We start from the raw sequence: 16,084 nt of genomic DNA, 5'->3' as shown, positions 1-16,084 counted from the left end.
ATGCCGACGTTGTCACCGGCTTGACCTTGGTCGAGGAGTTTGCGGAACATTTCGACGCCGGTGCAGGTGGTTTTCTGCGTGGCGCGAATGCCGACGATTTCGATTTCTTCACCGACTTTGATGATGCCGCGCTCGATCCGGCCAGTCACGACGGTGCCGCGTCCGGAGATGGAGAACACGTCTTCGACGGGCATGAGGAAGGCGCCATCCACAGCGCGCTCGGGCGTGGGGATGTAGCTGTCGAGGGCGTCGGCGAGGTTGAAGATGGCTTTCTCGCCGAGTTCGCCTTTGTCGCCTTCGAGGGCGAGTTTGGCCGAACCCTTGATGATGGGGGTGTCGTCGCCGGGGAAGTCGTACTTGGACAGCAGCTCGCGCACTTCCATTTCGACGAGCTCGAGCAGCTCGGCGTCATCGACCATGTCGCATTTGTTGAGGAAGACGACGATGTAGGGCACGCCGACCTGGCGGGCGAGCAGGATGTGCTCGCGGGTCTGGGGCATGGGGCCGTCAGCGGCGGAGACGACGAGGATGGCGCCGTCCATCTGGGCGGCACCGGTGATCATGTTCTTGACGTAGTCGGCGTGGCCGGGGCAGTCGACGTGGGCGTAGTGGCGGTTAGCCGTTTCGTATTCCACGTGCGCGGTGTTGATGGTGATGCCGCGGGCCTTCTCTTCGGGCGCCGCGTCAATCTGGTCGTAGGCCTTGGCCGATCCGCCAAACTTGGCCGCCAGCACGGTGGTGATGGCCGCCGTCAGCGTGGTCTTGCCGTGGTCCACGTGACCAATCGTGCCCACATTGACGTGCGGCTTGGTCCGCTCAAACTTTTCCTTCGCCATGATTCAAACTCCTCAAGCCTACAAAGATGGACAAATCGATAAATTCAACTGGTGCCCATGGCGGGAATCGGACCCGCGACCTCTCCCTTACCAAGGGAGTGCTCTGCCACTGAGCCACATGGGCCTGAACGCTTGCACGCTCAAGAAAAAACCGTTACATAACAACACTAAATACCGCAGGAGCTGGAGCGGGAGACGGGAATCGAACCCGCGCCATTAGCTTGGAAGGCTAAGGTTCTACCATTGAACTACTCCCGCCTTGCCTAGCCCTGGACACCCTGGCGAGGCCCGCAGCGACCAACTCGGAGCGACTGATCGTCGCCAACACGACGAAGCCCGCAGCAAAAACCAAAAGCAGCAAAGCACATCATTCTTGCGCCTGGTGGAGAGGGCTGGATTCGAACCAGCGTACTCGTAAGAGGGCAGATTTACAGTCTGCTGCCATTAACCACTCGGCCACCTCTCCGAGGCGAACCGCAGATTCTTAGCGATTTTTGCGGCTATGTCAAATAGAAGGCCTTTTAGCCGGGTCAATCGAAGAGCGCGCGCAGGGCTGTGCCGGGGACGTCCGCGCGCATGAAGGCTTCGCCGACGAGGAAGGCCTGAACGCCGGCGGCCCGCATGCGCGCGACGTGATCGGCGGTCAGAATGCCGCTTTCGGTCACAACGACGCGGCCCTCAGGAATCTGTGGCAGCAGATCGAGGGTGGTCTCCAGCCGGGTTTCAAAGCTGCGCAAGTCGCGGTTGTTGATGCCAAGCAGCGGCGTGCGCAGCGCCAGCGCCGCCTCCAGTTCAGCCGCGTTGTGCACCTCGACCAGCACATCGAGGCCGTAGCTCATCGCCTCGGCTTCCAGTTCGATCAATTGCGCCCGTGGCAGAGCGGCTGCGATCAACAGCACGCAGTCGGCCCCCATCGCTGCAGCCTCGGCGATCTGGTAGGCATCGACCATGAAATCCTTGCGCAATACGGGCAGCGCGCAAGCCGTCCGCGCCTGCTGCAGATAAGACGCCGCCCCCTGGAAGTACTGCACATCGGTGAGCACGGACAAGCAGGTGGCGCCCCCGGCCGCGTAGCTGCGAGCGATAGCGGCCGGATCGAAGTCGGCCCGCAGAACCCCGCGCGACGGACTGGCCTTTTTCACTTCCGCAATGACGGCGGGCCCGCCCGCGGCGACTTTGGCCTGCACCGCGGCGGCAAACCCCCGCGGCGCATCACGCGCCGCAGCCTGCTCGCGCAGCGCCGATAAAGGCACCTGCTCGCGCGCTGCCGCCACTTCTTGCGCTTTGGTGGCGAGGATGCGCTGAAGGATGTCGCTCTCAAGAAACTCGCTGGGCCGCCCCGAGAGTTTCTTGCCCCTTGAGGGGAGAGCCGAGCGAAGCGAAGGGTTTCGGGGTGGGCTCATACGCTGGTCACCGGTTTTTGCAGGGCGCGGGTGACGCGCACGAACTCCTGCATTTTGTCGCGCGCTGCGCCACTGGAAATGGCTTCGCGCGCCATCTGCACGCCGTCGATCAATGCGGGTGCGACGTTCGCGGCGTACAGCGCGACCCCTGCATTGAGTGCCACGATGTCTCTGGGCGCGCCCGCCACATCGTTGAGCGCCTCGTGCATCAACTCGATGGACTGAGCCGGGCCTTCCACTCGCAGCGCCTCCAGTGGCGCGGTCTTCAGCCCGAGATCGCCGGGGTGAATGGCGTATTCGCTGATCTGGCCGTTCTTGAGTTCGCCAATCAGCGTCTCGCCCGACAGTGACACCTCGTCCAGGCCATCCAGCCCGTGCACCACCAGGGCGTGCTCGCTGCCCAGCCTTTGCAAAACGCGCACCAGAATACCGACCAGATCGGGGTGGAACACCCCCAGCAACTGGTTAGGCGCACCCGCGGGGTTGGTCAGCGGCCCAAGAATATTGAACAGGGTGCGCACTCCCAACTCCTTACGCACCGGCGCAGCGTGCTTCATGGCCGGATGGTGGTTGGGCGCGAACATGAAGCCGATGCCGCATTCGGCCAGACTTTGCGCCACTTGCTCTGGCGTGAGCTGGATGTTGGCACCCAGCGCGTCGAGCGCATCGGCCGAGCCGGAGGAAGAACTCACGCTGCGCCCGCCATGCTTGGCCACCTGCGCCCCGGCGGCGGCGGCGACAAACATGCTGGCGGTGGAGATATTGAAGGTGCGCGCGGAATCGCCCCCTGTGCCGACGATGTCGACCAGGCGCTTTTTATCGGCCACTTCGACCGGCGTGGCGAATTCGCGCATCACCATCGCGGCGGCGGTGATTTCGCCGATGGTTTCCTTTTTCACCCGCAGGCCGGTGATGAGCGCGGCCATCATGACCGGGGACATCTCGCCGGTCATGATGCGGCGCATCAGCCCGATCATTTCATCGTGGAAGATTTCGCGGTGCTCGATGACGCGCACCAGCGCATCGTGATTACTGATGGTCATGGAAGTGGCCCTCGTTCAACGCCAGAAAATTCTGCAGCAGCCGATGGCCGTGCTCGGTCTCGATGGATTCCGGGTGAAACTGCACGCCCTCGATGGCGAAATGGCGGTGACGCACCCCCATGATTTCGCCATCTTCGGTCTGCGCGGTAATTTCCAGGCAGGCCGGCAGGCTGTCGCGCTCGATAGCCAGCGAGTGATAGCGCACCACGGTGTACGGACTGGGCAGATCGACGAACACGCCTCGGCCGTCATGGGTGATGGGGCTGGTCTTGCCGTGCATGATTTGTCGCGCCCGCACGATCTGGCCGCCAAACGCGGCGCCGATGGCCTGATGCCCCAGGCAGACGCCCAGAATGGGCAGTCGCCCGGCAAAATATTGCAGCACCGGCACGGAGATACCCGCCTCGGCGGGCGAGCACGGCCCGGGAGAAATGACGATGCGCTCGGGGTTGAGCGCCGCGATGGCTTCGAGATCGAGCTCATCGTTGCGCACGGTGTGCACGTCCTGGCCGAGTTCGCCGAAATATTGCACCAGGTTGTAGGTAAAGCTGTCGTAGTTGTCGATCATCAGCAGCATGATGGGCTCCGTGGGTCTGGGAAGAGAGGGGGCGGGACAGCGCTTTAGCCGTCCAGCCCTTCCTGCACTTGCTCGGCCGCGCGCAACACGGCGCGGGCCTTGGCCTCGGTTTCGCGCCACTCCATCTCGGGCACGGAATCAGCCACCACGCCAGCGGCCGCCTGCACGTACAACCAGTTGTCCTTGACGATGCCGGTGCGAATGGCGATGGCCAGATCCATGTCACCGGCAAAACTCCAGTAGCCGATGGCCCCGCCGTACAGCCCGCGGCGGGTGGGTTCGAGTTCGTCGATCACTTCCATGGCGCGAATCTTGGGCGCGCCCGACAGCGTGCCCGCCGGGAAGGTGGCGCGCAGCACGTCCATCGGCGTGCGCTGCGGTTGCAGCAGCCCCTCGACGTTGCTGACGATGTGCATCACATGCGAATAGCGCTCGATGGCGAACGCCTCGGTCACCTTCACGCTGCCGGTCTGCGCGATTCGACCCAAATCGTTGCGCGCCAGGTCGATGAGCATCAGATGCTCGGCGCGTTCCTTCGGGTCGGCCAGCAGTTCGGCCTCGTTGCGCACGTCAGCCTCGGCGGTGGCGCCGCGCGGCCGCGTGCCCGCCAGCGGGCGGATGGTGACCTTGCGTCCTTCGGGCACAGCCTCTTCGCGCACCAGAATCTCGGGCGATGAGGCCGCAATCTGAAAATCGCCGAAGTTGAAATAAATCATGTACGGCGAAGGGTTGAGCGAGCGCAGCGCACGGTAGAGCGACAGCGGCGAATCGCTGAAGCGCTTGCGCAGGCGCTGTCCCACCTGCACCTGCATGAAGTCTCCGGCGGCGATGTAGTCCTTCGCCTTCTCGACCGCTTTCAGATAGTCGGCCTTGTCGAACTCGCGCTCGATCGGCGTCACGCTGCTGCGCTGCATGGGCGGCGCCGAAACGGAATAGCGCAGTTGCTCGCGCAGACCGCGCAAGCGCGAGCGCGCCTGGCTGTAAGCCTCGGGCTGGCCCGGGTCGGCATAGACGATGAGGTAGAGCCGCCCCGACAGGTTGTCGATCACGGCGAGTTCTTCGCACAACATAAGCAGGATGTCGGGCATACCGAGCGGATCGGGCTTGGGATGCTTGGCCGCAGACGCCATCAGGCGCGGCTCGATATAGCGCACCGCGTCATAGCCGAAATACCCCGCCAACCCGCCGCAAAAACGCGGCATGCCCGCAGGCAGCGCCACCTTGAAGCGGGCGTGGAACGCCTCGATGAAATCCAGCGGCGGCGCTTCGGAGGTTTCCACCACCGCGCCGTCGCGCAACACCTCGGTGAGGCCGTTCTTCACCCGCACCTGCGTGCGCGCGGCCAGACCGATGAAGGAGTAGCGGCCGAAGCGCTCGCCGCCGACGACGGATTCCAGCAAAAAAGTGTTTTGCCCGGCTCCTGCGCCCACCCCCAGCTTGAGGTAGAGCGACAGGGGAGTTTCCAGATCCGCAAGCGCTTCCGACACGAGCGCAATGCGGTTGTAGCCCTGGCGGGCCAGTTCTTTGAATTCGAGTTCAGTCATGTTCGTCTCAAGGGTCGGCTGCCCCGCAGGGGCGGGCAGCGGATATCACGGGAGCGCGGCTTGTTGCCGAAGTGGCCCCGCGCATTGACGCGCGAATGGGGCGCAGATCGGAGATGAGTCAGGCCGCAGCAGCGGGCACGATCAGCCAGAACCGCCAGGGCCAGGCCCCCCGGTCTCCAGAACCCGATGCGTGTCGCCGATGGATGAACATGGACAGTGAATGAATCGCGCAGATCTATCCGAGTGAGCGAATGTAGCAAACTCGTAGGGCCATTTTCCGAGTAACGGGCTCAAACGCGGTCTTAAGCGCCGAAGTTTTCCGGCATCTGTACCGCGACGACCTCGCCGCGCACGGTGGCCACGCCGCCCGCAAACACCGTGGACTCCACAATGACCTTGCGGCCCTTGATTTCTTTGACACGACCGCGAATTTCAAGCTCTGTGCCCAAGGGCGTCGGCTTGAGAAAATCGACATGCAGCGATCCGGTGACAAAACGGAAGGCCGGTGGCGTGTCCATCTCCCGCCCTTCGGCACGGTACATCGCCGCTGCCGCCGTGCCGGTGCTGTGGCAATCGATCAGCGAGGCGATCAAGCCGCCATACACAAAGCCAGGCACTGCGATGTGATAGGGCTGGGGCGTAAAGCGCGTGACCGTTTCATCGCCGTCCCAGACGGTCTTGATCTGATGCCCCTCGGCATTGAGGCGGCCGCAGCCATAGCAGTGCGCCAGCGCGTCGGGGTAGCTGTCCTGAAAAACCTTGGGCATGACGTCTCCTTCATGGGTGTTGTTGCAGTATCTTAAACGGCGCCCGATCCAAATTCACTTGTCAAAGCACGGCGTTTTACGAAAAATGAACGATCGTTCGATAACAGACAACAGGAGACTTCATGGATCACACCGCTCACAAGCCGCTGCGCACCTTCGGCGCAACCGCCTCGCTGATCGCCGCACTGGCCATCGCATCCTTCATGCCAAGCGCGCAGGCGCTCACCCTGCACGGCGTGGATATTCCGCCGCAAGTGGATGTCGGCGGCAAGGCGCTGACGCTCAACGGCGCCGGTACCCGGTACGTGTTCTTTTTCAAGGTTTACATCGCCGCGCTGTATTTGCCGCAGAAAAGCACGCAACCGCAGGCGATTTACAACATGGCCGGGCCCAAGGAGTTGAAACTCACCCTGCTGCGTGATGTGAGCGGCAAGGAGCTCGGCGACAAACTCAACGAAGGCATCAAAAACAACCTCAGCCCGGAGGAGTTCAGCGCCTTCATTCCCAGCCTGGTGCAACTGGGCGGACTGTTTGCCCAAAAAAGCCAGATCAAAACCGGGGAAACGGTGACTATCCGCGAGATTCCCGGCAAGGGCAGCACCATCGCCATCGATGGCGTGCCCTCGGGCGGGGTGTTCACCGAGCCGCAGTTTTTCAACTCCATGCTCAAAATCTGGCTGGGCAAAAATCCCGCTGAAGACCGACTCAAACGTGCGCTGCTGGGCAACGAAGCGGACAGCAACTGACCGGCTTCACCGGGCAAGGCTTGCGCGCCGTCATGTTTGGTGACCACTCAAACACGCCGTTTCGGTGAAAACCCGAACATGCAAGGGGTGGGTTCATAAAATAAGATTTGGCTGATATACCCACAAACCACCCGAGGATCGTCCATGAAAACAGTTCTGACCGCAACCGCCATCGCGCTGGCCGCGACGTTCGGCGCCGTAAGCGCCAATGCCGCCGTCAAAGTGGGCGGCGTTCCTGTGATGCAAACCGCCCCGGCCAACGGCGTGCCCCTGCTGATCAACGGCGCTGGCGTGGTCGATATGGGCGGCAAGATGGCCGCGGCGGTTTACCTGCCGCAAAACACCACGTCGGTCAGCAACATCATGACCATGCCCGGGGCCAAATCGATTCGCCTCACCGCCATTTCCAATATGTCGGGTGACGCTTTGGCCAAAGCGCTGGATGCTGGGGTGAAAAAGGGCGTGTCCGCCGCGCAGTACGCCTCGTTCAAGCCGGCGATGGACGCCTTCAGTAAACAACTGGCCAGCGTGAAGCAGATCGCCAAGGGTCAAACGGTTGAACTGCTGTTCGAACCCTCCAACGGCATCGTGCTGATGGGTCCGGGCTCGCACATCATTCCGGGCACCGGCAACGCCGAGCTGTATCAGGCCATGCTGCGCATGCTGCCCGCTGGCGTGCTGTCCAACACCTCGATTCAAAAGCAGAACATCAACGGCTGATCGTGTGGGCTCTGCCCACAAAAAAGCCGCTCCTGTCCGGAGCGGCTTTTTTATTGCTGCGTCCTGAATTATTCAGGCGGGCAGCAGATCGCCGATGCGGTCGGCAAAGCCATCTGCGTCCACCGCACGCACGGGCTCGCCGTGGTTGTAGCCGTAGGTGACCAGAGCCACCGGGCAACCGGCGGCACGGGCGGCCAGGGCATCGTTCTGCGAATCGCCGATCATCAGCACCACCGCGGTGGGCAGGCCGATCTGCTTGCAGGTTTCGACCAAGGGCATGGGGTCGGGCTTCTTGCGCGGGAAGGCGTCGCCGCCGTTGACCACTTCAAAGTGCGGCAGCAGCCCTTTGAGGTCGAGCAGTTCGCGCGCGTAGCGTGTGGGCTTGTTGGTGATGCAGGCCAGCCGCAAGCCCGCAGCCTTCAAGGCCGCCAGCCCTTCGGGCACGCCGGGAAACGGGTTGGAATACTGGCCGTTGATGGTGCCGTAAATACGCTGATAGGTTTCGATGGCGCGCGGGTACAGGTCTTGGGCCTGATCGTCGGGGAGGTGAATGCGCAGGGTCTGCAGCACCAAATATTCGGAACCTTTGCCGATGCGATGCTCGACCTGCTCACGGCTGACCGCGGGCAGGCCGAGTTCGTCCATCAGCCGCGACAGCGCCGCATGAAAGTCGCCCAGGGTGTCGATCATGGTGCCGTCGAGATCGATGATGGCGGCCTGCACGGCGTGGCCGACCAAGGTCAGGGCAGGCGCCGCAGCGGCGCGGGCGTCCATCAGGCCACCGCCGCGAGGTTGGCGCGCATGGCGTCGATCACGGCCTTGTAGTCGGGCTTGCCGAAAATGGCGCTACCGGCCACGAAAGTGTCCACCCCGGCCGCGGCGGCCGCGGCGATGTTGTCGGGCTTGATGCCGCCGTCGATTTCGAGCAGGATGTCGCGGCCCGTCTGTGCCTTGTAGGCGTCGAGCTTGGCACGCACCTGTTTGGCCTTGGGCAGGCTGCTCTCGATGAAACTCTGTCCGCCAAAGCCGGGGTTGACGCTCATCAGCAGCACCAGATCGACCTTGTCCATGACATAGTCGAGCACGGAAAGCGGCGTGGCGGGGTTGAACACCAGCCCGGCCTTGGCGCCGCCGTCGCGGATCATCTGCAGGGTGCGATCGACGTGCTTGCTGGCTTCGGGGTGGAAGCTGACGATGTCGGCGCCCGCCTTGACGAAGGACTGGGCGATGGCATCGACCGGCTCGACCATCAGGTGCACATCGAGCGTGATGGGGGTGCCGTCGGCCTTCTTGCAGTAGGGCTTGATGGCCTCGGCCACCAATGGGCCGATGGTGAGGTTGGGCACGTAATGGTTGTCCATCACGTCGAAATGAATGAAATCAGCGCCGGCGTCGATGACGTTGCGCACCTCCTCGCCCAGGCGGGCAAAGTCGGCCGAGAGAATGCTGGGAGCGATGCGGTAGGTTTTCATGGCGTTCATTTTAGAGGGATGCCCAACTGATTCTGTAGGGATTTGAACCCAACTACCTGACCTGGCGCAATTCCCTGAATGTCAAGCCATCTCAAGCGCGCACTCCACTGCTAACTCCTAGAATCGGGCGCATGTCGACCTATCAATTTTCCGTTTCGGTGATTCCGCAGTACCTGCCCGAGCAGTCGGATGCGGAGCAAGGCGTTTATGCCTACAGCTACACCGTCACCGTGATCAACACCGGGCGCGTGGCCGCGCAGCTCATTTCCCGCCACTGGATCATTACCGACGGCGCGGGCAAAGTGGAGGAAGTGCGCGGCCTGGGCGTGGTGGGGCAGCAGCCCTTTCTCAAGCCCGGCGAAGCGTTCGAATACACCAGCTGGTCGCAACTGAGCACGCCGATGGGCAGTATGCGCGGCAGTTATTTCTGTGTCGCTGAAGATGGCGAGCGCTTCGAGGCGCACATTCCCGAATTCGCGCTGGTTCAGCCGCGGAGTCTGCACTGATGTTTTTTGCCAAGCGACGGGCGCGCAAGGCGGCAGCGCGCGCGGCGGCGCAGGTGCATTCGCTGCTCGACGCGGCCAGCGCACAGGCGCAGCCCGTGGAGCAAGCGCTCTGGATCATCGACCTGCTGGACTGGCTGCGACGCGGCCCCGACGCCGATCACCTGCGCGAGGGTCTGAACCTCACGCCGATTCTCGCTGCGCAAGACGGAGAAGACACTGCGGCGCCCGCCGAAATCCGCCGACTGAAAACCTTGCTGGATGTGCTCGACCACCTGCCCGAGCGCCGCGCCGAAATCGCCGCCGTGATCAACGGCCTGCTGCGCAATACCGATGCCACCTTGCTGCTGGCCGATTTCGGCTTCAGCCAGCGGCCTTCGTTTTTCAGCGAATTCAGCGAACGGATGGGCAATAAATGGCTGCCCAAATCGCCCGAGACGCGCGATCTCGCCGTGCTGTTCGCCCTGTTTTTTCCGCAGGCGCACGACGCCGTCTGGCTCGAAGCACTCGATGCCGACACCCTCGCGCGTCTGCGCGAATTGCTGGCCACGCGCGAGATCGAAACCGAAAAAACCGCCAGCGCGCAGCTCTGGCGCACCGCCCTGCTCGATGCGCTGACCTATACCGTCAGCCAGATCCGCGCCACCGGCTTCTCGCCCGATCTGCGCTCGCGTATGCACAACAGCGGCCCACTGGCGGGCGAGGTCGAAGCCCCGTTCAAGCAGCTGGCCGCGCAGTATGAAACGGTACAGACGCTGCTGGCGCAGCACCCCCCCGGCGACGAAGAGGCGCTGCGGCAGTCGCTCACCCTGTTTCGCGCCGGGCTGGAAGCCTGTCGCCAGCAGGCCGATTCGGTCACGGCGCATCTGGAAGACTACGGCACTTCGGTCAGCCTGGTCTATGTGCTGCACCAGCTGCATCAGCGCATCGACCGCGCCGAGGCGCTGCTCAATTGCCTGGTGGGCGACACCCCGGCGCGCGACACCGCCCATCTGTTCGCCAATTTCGTGCGCCTGAACGCCCAGCGCCGCAGCCTGCGCGCCCTGTGGCGGCACAACACCGCGCTGCTGGCGGAAAAAATGGCCGAACGCCACGCCGAGACAGGCGAGCACTACATCACCCGCGATCGCCGCGAATATCGCGCCATGCTCGGCGCGGCGATGGGCGGCGGGCTGATCATGGGGTTCACCACCTGGATCAAGATCGGCATTCTCGGCCTGAAAACCGCGCTGTTCTGGACCGGCCTGCTCGCCGGGCTGAACTACGCGGTGAGCTTTGTCATCGTGCAATTGCTGCACTGGACCATCGCCACCAAACAACCGGCGATGACCGCACCGGCCATGGCCGACAAGCTCGGCGAGCTGTCCAAACCCGGCGGGGTGGAGCGATTCGTTGACGAAGTCGCCAACCTCACGCGCTCGCAGTCGGCCGGGGTGTTCGGCAACGTGCTGCTGGTCATGCCGGTGGCGCTGCTGCTTGGCCTGGGTGGGCTGGCCGTGTTCGGGCCGCAGTTTCTGCCCGTGCCCAAGGCGGAGCACGAGCTGCAATCGTTGTCGCTGCTCGGCCCTACGCCGCTGTTTGCCGCGTTTACCGGGGTGCTGCTGTTCCTCTCCAGTGTGATGGCAGGCTGGGCGGAAAACGCCTTCGTGCTGCACCGGATCGACAGCGCCATCGCCTGGAATCCGCGCATCCGGCGTCGCCTGGGCGCGCTGCGCGCAGCGCGCTGGGCCGCCTGGTGGCGTCGCAATATCGGCGTGATGTCCGGCAATGTGTCGCTCGGCCTGCTGCTCGGATTGACGCCGGAGTTTTTCCGCATTTTCGGCCTCGACCTGCAGGTGCGGCACGTCACCCTGTCATCGGGTCTGTTTGGCGCGGCGTGCGCCAGCCTGGGGCCCGCGGTCGTGAACGATCCGGCGTTCTGGTGGGCGCTGGCGGGCATTGCCGTCAACGGCGTGCTGAACGTCGGCGTGAGTTTCTATCTGGCCTACCGCCTGGCCTTGCGCGCCCGGGGCATTCAAGTGAAAGAGCGCCGCGCCATCTACACCAGCATTGCCCGTCGGCTGTGGCGCAGGCCCTGGACGTTCATCCTGCCGCCGCGACACGCTGCGGCCAGCGCACACGGCTGAGCATGACGTTGTTTTCGCACCGACCGGGGTTGATGGACCGGGTCCGCACCGCCCTGCTCTGCCTGCTGGGGCTGGTGCTGGCGTCCTGCGCCACGCCGCCCGCGCCGCCGACTTCTTCGCCCACGACCCTGCCGCCCACTTCGGCGCCGACGGCGCCTTGGCCTGCAACCCCGCAGGGCACCGCCGCCGCGCTCACCGGCCCCGGCGTGCGGCTGCAACCCGCGCAGTGGGCCGATTTGCCTGGCTGGCCGCAAGACGATTTCAGCGGCGTCTGGCAGGCCTTCCGGCGCGACTGCGGCGCACGCCTGCCCAGCGCGCTGGCGGCGGTATGCCGACGCGCGGCGTCCGTGTCGGCAGACGATCCGCAGTCGCAGCGGGCGTTCATCGAGGCCGAGTTCGCGCCGTGGCAAATCACCGCCTCGGAAAAACCGGACCAAGAGAACAAAGGCTTGATCACCGGCTACTACGAGCCGGTGCTGCACGGCTCGCTCACCCGCATCTGGCCTTATGTGGTGCCCGTCTGGGGGCTGCCCGCCGACCTCGTGCCGCGCGCGCCGGGCGCCGATGGTGTCAGCGGCGGCCGGGTGGCTTGGGTGGACGGGCAGCAGCGCGTGCTGCCCTACTGGAGCCGGGCGCAGATTCAGTCCGACCCCGCGCTACAGGCCGCGCTGGATCGTCACACCGTAGTCTGGCTCGACAGCGCGGTGGACGCCCTGTTCCTGCAGGTACAAGGCTCCGGCCTCGTGCGTCTGCCCAGCGGCCAGACCTTGCGGCTGAGCTACGCCGGCACCAACGGCTGGCCCTACAAATCGGTTGGCCGCTGGCTGCTCGACACCGGGCGGGTGAACGGCACGATCACCATGTCCATCATCCGCGCCTGGGCGCAGATGCACCCTGCTGAAGTGCCCGAAATGCTGGCCGCCAACCCGCGGGTGGTGTTCTTCAACGCCGCGCTCGACACCGACCCGCAGCGCGGCCCCACCGGCGCCCTGGGCGTGCCCCTCACGGCCATGCGCAGCATCGCGGTGGACAAGCGCGCCATCGCGCTGGGGCTGCCGGTGTGGCTGTCCACCGCGCAGCCTTACGACAGCCGCGCGCCCGCGCCGCAGCCGCTCAACCGGCTGGTGTTCGCGCAGGATGTGGGCTCGGCCATCACGGGCGCTGTGCGCGCCGACTTGTTCACCGGTACCGGCGATGCGGCCGGCGAACTCGCCGGCCGCATGCAGTGGCCCGGCCGCATGTGGGCGTTGCTGCCGGTCAATCCCTGAACGGCCCTGCAACGGGCAGTTTGCGCGCAGCGGTGGCACGTCCGCGCGAACCGTCCTATGGTTAAGCCTTGCTCAACAACACAGGAGGACGTCCCCATGACACTAGACCCGCACGATCTGACCCACGAATTTCCCGCCCAGGCCGACAAGATCCACGCGCTGAAAGCGGACAACGCCCACTTCCAAAAGCTGGCCCAACGCTACGAAGAACTCAACAAGGAAGTGGTGCAGATTGAAGAAGGCGTGCACGCCGCCGATGACCTGCACCTGGAAACGCTGAAAAAAGAGCGTTTGCAGCTCAAGGACCAGATCGCCGCACTGCTGGCTGCCTAAATACTTTGTCGGTATGCGCACCGGCGCGGCTCAATGTGCCGCCGCGCCGCGCCCCCGAAGTTTCTGCCCGAGCGTCCACACGCCGAGCACCCCGATGCCGGTGGCGATGCCCACCGCGGCATCAAACAACAGCGGGCTCAACCAGCCCAGCGCCGCACCCGACTGATGCACCACGGCCTCGCTGGCGTGATGCAGCCAGGGCCAGCCGTGGCTGATGATGCCGCCGCCCACCAGAAACATCGCGACAGTGCCCACTACGCTCAGCCCCTTCATCAGCCAGGGCGCCGCAGCCAATAGGCCGCACCCCAGCGCCTGTGCCGCAGCAGACGCCTGACGGTTCAGGTAGAGCCCGGCGTCGTCCAGCTTCACGATACCCGCAACCAGGCCATAAACGCCCACGGTCATCAGCACCGAAATACCGACCAGTACGGCCACCTGCGTGGTGAAGCTCGCACCCGCCACCGCACCGAGCGTGATGGCGATGATTTCGGCGGAAAGCACGAAGTCGGTGCGCACCGCGCCCTTCACCTTGTCGCGCTCAAGCGCCAGCAGATCGACCTCCGTGTGGGTCAGCGCCTGGGTCAATTCCTCGTGATGGGCTTCTTCTTCTGATGGGCTGTGGAAGAACTTGTGCGCCAGCTTTTCCGCGCCCTCAAAGCACAGATACGCCCCGCCCACCATCAACAAAGGAGTGATCGCCCAGGGCGCAAAGGCGCTGATCGCCAGCGCCAGCGGTACCAGAATCGATTTGTTGATCAGCGAGCCCTTGGCCACGGCCAGCACCACGGGAATTTCGCGATTGCTCTGCACCCCGGTGACCTGCTGGGCGTTGAGCGCCAGATCGTCGCCCAGCACGCCCGCGGTTTTTTTGGCCGAGAGTTTGGTGAGCAGCGCGACGTCATCCAGCACGGTGGTGATGTCATCCAAAAGAGCGAGCAGACTGGTTGCCATTGCAGTAGGGGGTCGTGTTACCAATTGAAAGCGGTATTGGACGACAAACCGCAGGCCTGCCGGGCGCAGCGCTGGCGTTCTGCGTATGCTTGACGCTTTTTCGCATCAAGCTCATGTTCAACGACGGTTTCACTTTGGCGCTGGTCGCGCTGGCCGCTTTTTTCGGGGCCGCGCTCAACGCCGCGGCCGGGGGCGGCAGCTTCCTCACCCTGCCCGCATTGATCTATGCCGGGATTGCGCCCGTTGCCGCCAACGCCACCGGCACCACGGCCCTGTTGCCCGGCTACTTGGCCAGCACCTGGGGCTTCCGCGAAGACCTCGGCCCGCCGCGCTCGGTCGGCATGACCGCGCTGATGCTGACCTGCCTGGTGGGCGGAGGCATCGGCGCCGGGCTGTTGATCACCACGAGCAATCACGCATTTCGGGCGCTGGTGCCGTGGTTGCTGCTGTTCGCCACCGCCTTGTTCGCCTTCGGGCCGACCTTGTTGCGCCGCATCGGCCGCCATCCCGAGCAGCATGCGCCGCGGCTGCAGGCGCTGGTCGGCCTGTTCGTGGTCAGCGTGTACGGCGGCTACTTCAACGGCGGCCTCGGCGTGCTGCTGCTGGCGATGCTCACCCTGATCGGCGAGACCCATCTCAACCGCATGAACGCGCTGAAAAATGCCATCTCCGCCGTGCTCACCCTGTTCGCCGTGGGCATCTACGCCGCCGCTGGCACCGTGCAGTGGCGCTGGGTGGCGGTCATGCTGCCCGCCGTGCTGGTGGGCGGCTATGTGGGCGCACGCGTCGCCCGGCGCATTCCGCGCGAGGTGATGCGCTGGAGCATCGTGCTGATCGGTCTGGTGATGAGCGCGTTGTTCTTTCGCTGAATTCCCGGGCGTCTCATCCCGGCCTCTCATCGCCCGTCTTTGACGATGAGATAGACGCCCACAGCAACCAGCCCCATCCAGATCGCGACCGCCCCCGTGCCCATCCATTGCGCCGCCTGGTCGATGAACAGCAGAAACACCGCGGCCAGCGCCAGAATGCCGTTGCCCAACCAGAATCTTGGTCCGTGTTTGGGTTCTTGTTGCACAGTTCCTCCCGAGTTGATAAAGAGGTGCAGCCTATCGTAGGGCGATGCTGAAAGGCATCGCTTTGGTGGAAACTTGGCCCCTCGCCTTCCGAATCTTGATGCCCCTCAGCCCAAGGCGCATCGCCGAATTGTAAAGTTTCATCCTGAAAACTATATTTGGGCCACCTGCCCAACTATCGTCAACCCAGCCCGTATGGAACTGAACTTTTTTTCGGCGACAAACGCCCACAAAGCGTGGAAGAAGCGGTTGCACGATTGTGTCAGCGGCGCCTGCTCCACGCTCGACCCGGACACCATCGCGCTGGACAACCGTTGCGATCTGGGCAAGTGGCTCTATCGCATTCGCGAAAGCTGTCCGGCGCTGAGTACCGACACGCAGCGCTTGTTCACACGGCTGTTCGAAGAACACGCCGCATTTCATCGCGTGGCCGCTGATGTCGCCCGCCAGGCTTTGGCCAATCAACGACAAGAGGCGCTGCAGCAATTGCAAGGCGGAGGCGAGTACGCCCGCATTTCCAATCAAGTCATCGGCACCTTGGGCGAGCTTTATCTCAAACGCAGGGAATTCGGCATGGATTAAACCCGGATGATCCACCCCGGCCTGTGGCGACCATGATGACAACGCTACTGGCGCACCCGCGCCGTCATCCCTTGTCCCCACAGAGCATCCGGGTTGAAACATCCAGAGCAAAACGCGCGCTGGGCTGCGCCTGCAGTTTG

18 protein-coding genes and 3 tRNA genes are annotated in these 16,084 nt (G+C 64.0%); 8 read left to right on the top strand and 13 right to left on the bottom strand.

From position 1 onward, the window contains the following. The 9 genes from tuf to B3H47_RS05395 form a co-directional block, all read right to left on the bottom strand. Positions 1-836, bottom strand: an 836-nt coding sequence (gene tuf / locus B3H47_RS05435; protein WP_286986360.1) for an elongation factor Tu, incomplete at its 3' end; no start/stop codon positions are given. 49 nt (positions 837-885) lie between these two features. Beyond that, positions 886-960: transfer RNA gene (locus tag B3H47_RS05430), tRNA-Thr, on the bottom strand. A 60-nt stretch (positions 961-1,020) separates the two neighbouring features. Further along, positions 1,021-1,094 (bottom strand) — tRNA-Gly (locus B3H47_RS05425). A 122-nt stretch (positions 1,095-1,216) separates the two neighbouring features. Further along, positions 1,217-1,302 (bottom strand) — tRNA-Tyr (locus B3H47_RS05420). A 64-nt stretch (positions 1,303-1,366) separates the two neighbouring features. Beyond that, entirely contained in the window at positions 1,367-2,239 is an 873-nt protein-coding gene (gene trpC / locus B3H47_RS05415; protein ID WP_286986359.1) for an indole-3-glycerol phosphate synthase TrpC, read from the bottom strand. Then, a complete protein-coding gene (gene trpD, locus B3H47_RS05410; protein WP_286986358.1) occupies positions 2,236-3,282 on the bottom strand; it encodes an anthranilate phosphoribosyltransferase in 1,047 nt (348 codons plus the stop codon). The genes trpC and trpD overlap by 4 nt, the downstream gene beginning before the upstream one ends. Further along, positions 3,269-3,859 (bottom strand): anthranilate synthase component II, encoded by a 591-nt coding sequence (locus tag B3H47_RS05405; RefSeq protein ID WP_286986357.1) that lies wholly within the window; start codon positions 3,857-3,859, stop codon positions 3,269-3,271. Before B3H47_RS05405 ends, trpD begins: the two co-directional genes overlap by 14 nt. A gap of 44 nt (positions 3,860-3,903) precedes the next feature. Then, positions 3,904-5,403, bottom strand: coding sequence for an anthranilate synthase component I (trpE, locus tag B3H47_RS05400; protein ID WP_286986356.1), 1,500 nt, complete (start codon positions 5,401-5,403; stop codon positions 3,904-3,906). 302 nt (positions 5,404-5,705) lie between these two features. Further along, a complete protein-coding gene (locus B3H47_RS05395) occupies positions 5,706-6,170 on the bottom strand; it encodes a PaaI family thioesterase (RefSeq protein WP_013107516.1) in 465 nt (154 codons plus the stop codon). 122 nt (positions 6,171-6,292) lie between these two features. Between B3H47_RS05395 and B3H47_RS05390 the strand changes: the two genes are divergently transcribed. Both B3H47_RS05390 and B3H47_RS05385 read left to right on the top strand, forming a co-directional pair. Next, complete coding sequence (locus B3H47_RS05390; RefSeq protein ID WP_286986355.1) at positions 6,293-6,916, top strand: chalcone isomerase family protein; 624 nt, start codon at positions 6,293-6,295, stop codon at positions 6,914-6,916. Positions 6,917-7,060: 144 nt separating this feature from the next. Then, positions 7,061-7,636 carry a chalcone isomerase family protein gene (locus B3H47_RS05385; RefSeq protein ID WP_286986354.1) on the top strand — a complete coding sequence of 192 codons (576 nt, stop codon included), beginning with the start codon at positions 7,061-7,063 and terminating at the stop codon, positions 7,634-7,636. 72 nt (positions 7,637-7,708) lie between these two features. Here B3H47_RS05385 and gph read toward each other — a convergent pair whose 3' ends face one another. Continuing rightward, positions 7,709-8,410 carry a phosphoglycolate phosphatase gene (gene gph, locus B3H47_RS05380; protein WP_286986353.1) on the bottom strand — a complete coding sequence of 234 codons (702 nt, stop codon included), beginning with the start codon at positions 8,408-8,410 and terminating at the stop codon, positions 7,709-7,711. Then, complete coding sequence (gene rpe / locus B3H47_RS05375) at positions 8,410-9,108, bottom strand: ribulose-phosphate 3-epimerase (RefSeq protein ID WP_013107520.1); 699 nt, start codon at positions 9,106-9,108, stop codon at positions 8,410-8,412. Before rpe ends, gph begins: the two co-directional genes overlap by 1 nt. Positions 9,109-9,239: 131 nt before the next feature. Here rpe and apaG point away from each other — a divergent pair, with 131 nt between their 5' ends. The 4 genes from apaG to B3H47_RS05355 all read left to right on the top strand — a co-directional run bounded on the left by apaG (position 9,240) and on the right by B3H47_RS05355 (position 13,338). Then, entirely contained in the window at positions 9,240-9,614 is a 375-nt protein-coding gene (gene apaG, locus B3H47_RS05370; RefSeq protein WP_013124528.1) for a Co2+/Mg2+ efflux protein ApaG, read from the top strand. Further along, the gene (locus B3H47_RS05365; RefSeq protein WP_286986351.1) at positions 9,614-11,737 is read left to right on the top strand and encodes a site-specific recombinase; all 2,124 of its coding nucleotides are present in this window, start codon (positions 9,614-9,616) and stop codon (positions 11,735-11,737) included. The genes apaG and B3H47_RS05365 overlap by 1 nt, the downstream gene beginning before the upstream one ends. A 32-nt stretch (positions 11,738-11,769) precedes the next feature. Next, positions 11,770-13,005, top strand: a complete 1,236-nt coding sequence (locus B3H47_RS05360; protein WP_286986350.1) for a murein transglycosylase A — start codon at positions 11,770-11,772, stop codon at positions 13,003-13,005. Positions 13,006-13,101: 96 nt separating this feature from the next. After that, positions 13,102-13,338, top strand: a complete 237-nt coding sequence (locus B3H47_RS05355) for a YdcH family protein (protein ID WP_156053792.1) — start codon at positions 13,102-13,104, stop codon at positions 13,336-13,338. Positions 13,339-13,368: 30 nt separating this feature from the next. Here the strand turns inward: B3H47_RS05355 and B3H47_RS05350 are convergent, their stop codons facing one another. Then, positions 13,369-14,289, bottom strand: coding sequence for a DUF808 domain-containing protein (locus B3H47_RS05350; RefSeq protein ID WP_286986349.1), 921 nt, complete (start codon positions 14,287-14,289; stop codon positions 13,369-13,371). Positions 14,290-14,402: 113 nt separating this feature from the next. Between B3H47_RS05350 and B3H47_RS05345 the strand changes: the two genes are divergently transcribed. Then, on the top strand, positions 14,403-15,158 hold the full coding sequence (locus B3H47_RS05345; RefSeq protein ID WP_013107526.1) for a sulfite exporter TauE/SafE family protein: 756 nt from the start codon (positions 14,403-14,405) through the stop codon (positions 15,156-15,158). A gap of 26 nt (positions 15,159-15,184) precedes the next feature. Here the strand turns inward: B3H47_RS05345 and B3H47_RS05340 are convergent, their stop codons facing one another. Continuing rightward, on the bottom strand, positions 15,185-15,364 hold the full coding sequence (locus tag B3H47_RS05340; RefSeq protein ID WP_286986348.1) for a hypothetical protein: 180 nt from the start codon (positions 15,362-15,364) through the stop codon (positions 15,185-15,187). A 193-nt stretch (positions 15,365-15,557) separates the two neighbouring features. On the opposite strand from B3H47_RS05340, the gene B3H47_RS05335 reads away from it, so the two are divergent. After that, positions 15,558-15,944 carry a CZB domain-containing protein gene (locus B3H47_RS05335; protein ID WP_276709370.1) on the top strand — a complete coding sequence of 129 codons (387 nt, stop codon included), beginning with the start codon at positions 15,558-15,560 and terminating at the stop codon, positions 15,942-15,944. Positions 15,945-16,084 lie beyond the last annotated feature (140 nt).

Source organism: Thiomonas sp. UBA7699 (genome assembly GCF_002482605.1).
GTDB lineage: Bacteria > Pseudomonadota > Gammaproteobacteria > Burkholderiales > Burkholderiaceae_C > Thiomonas > Thiomonas arsenitoxydans.
This window is presented reverse-complemented; position numbering and strand designations above follow the sequence as displayed.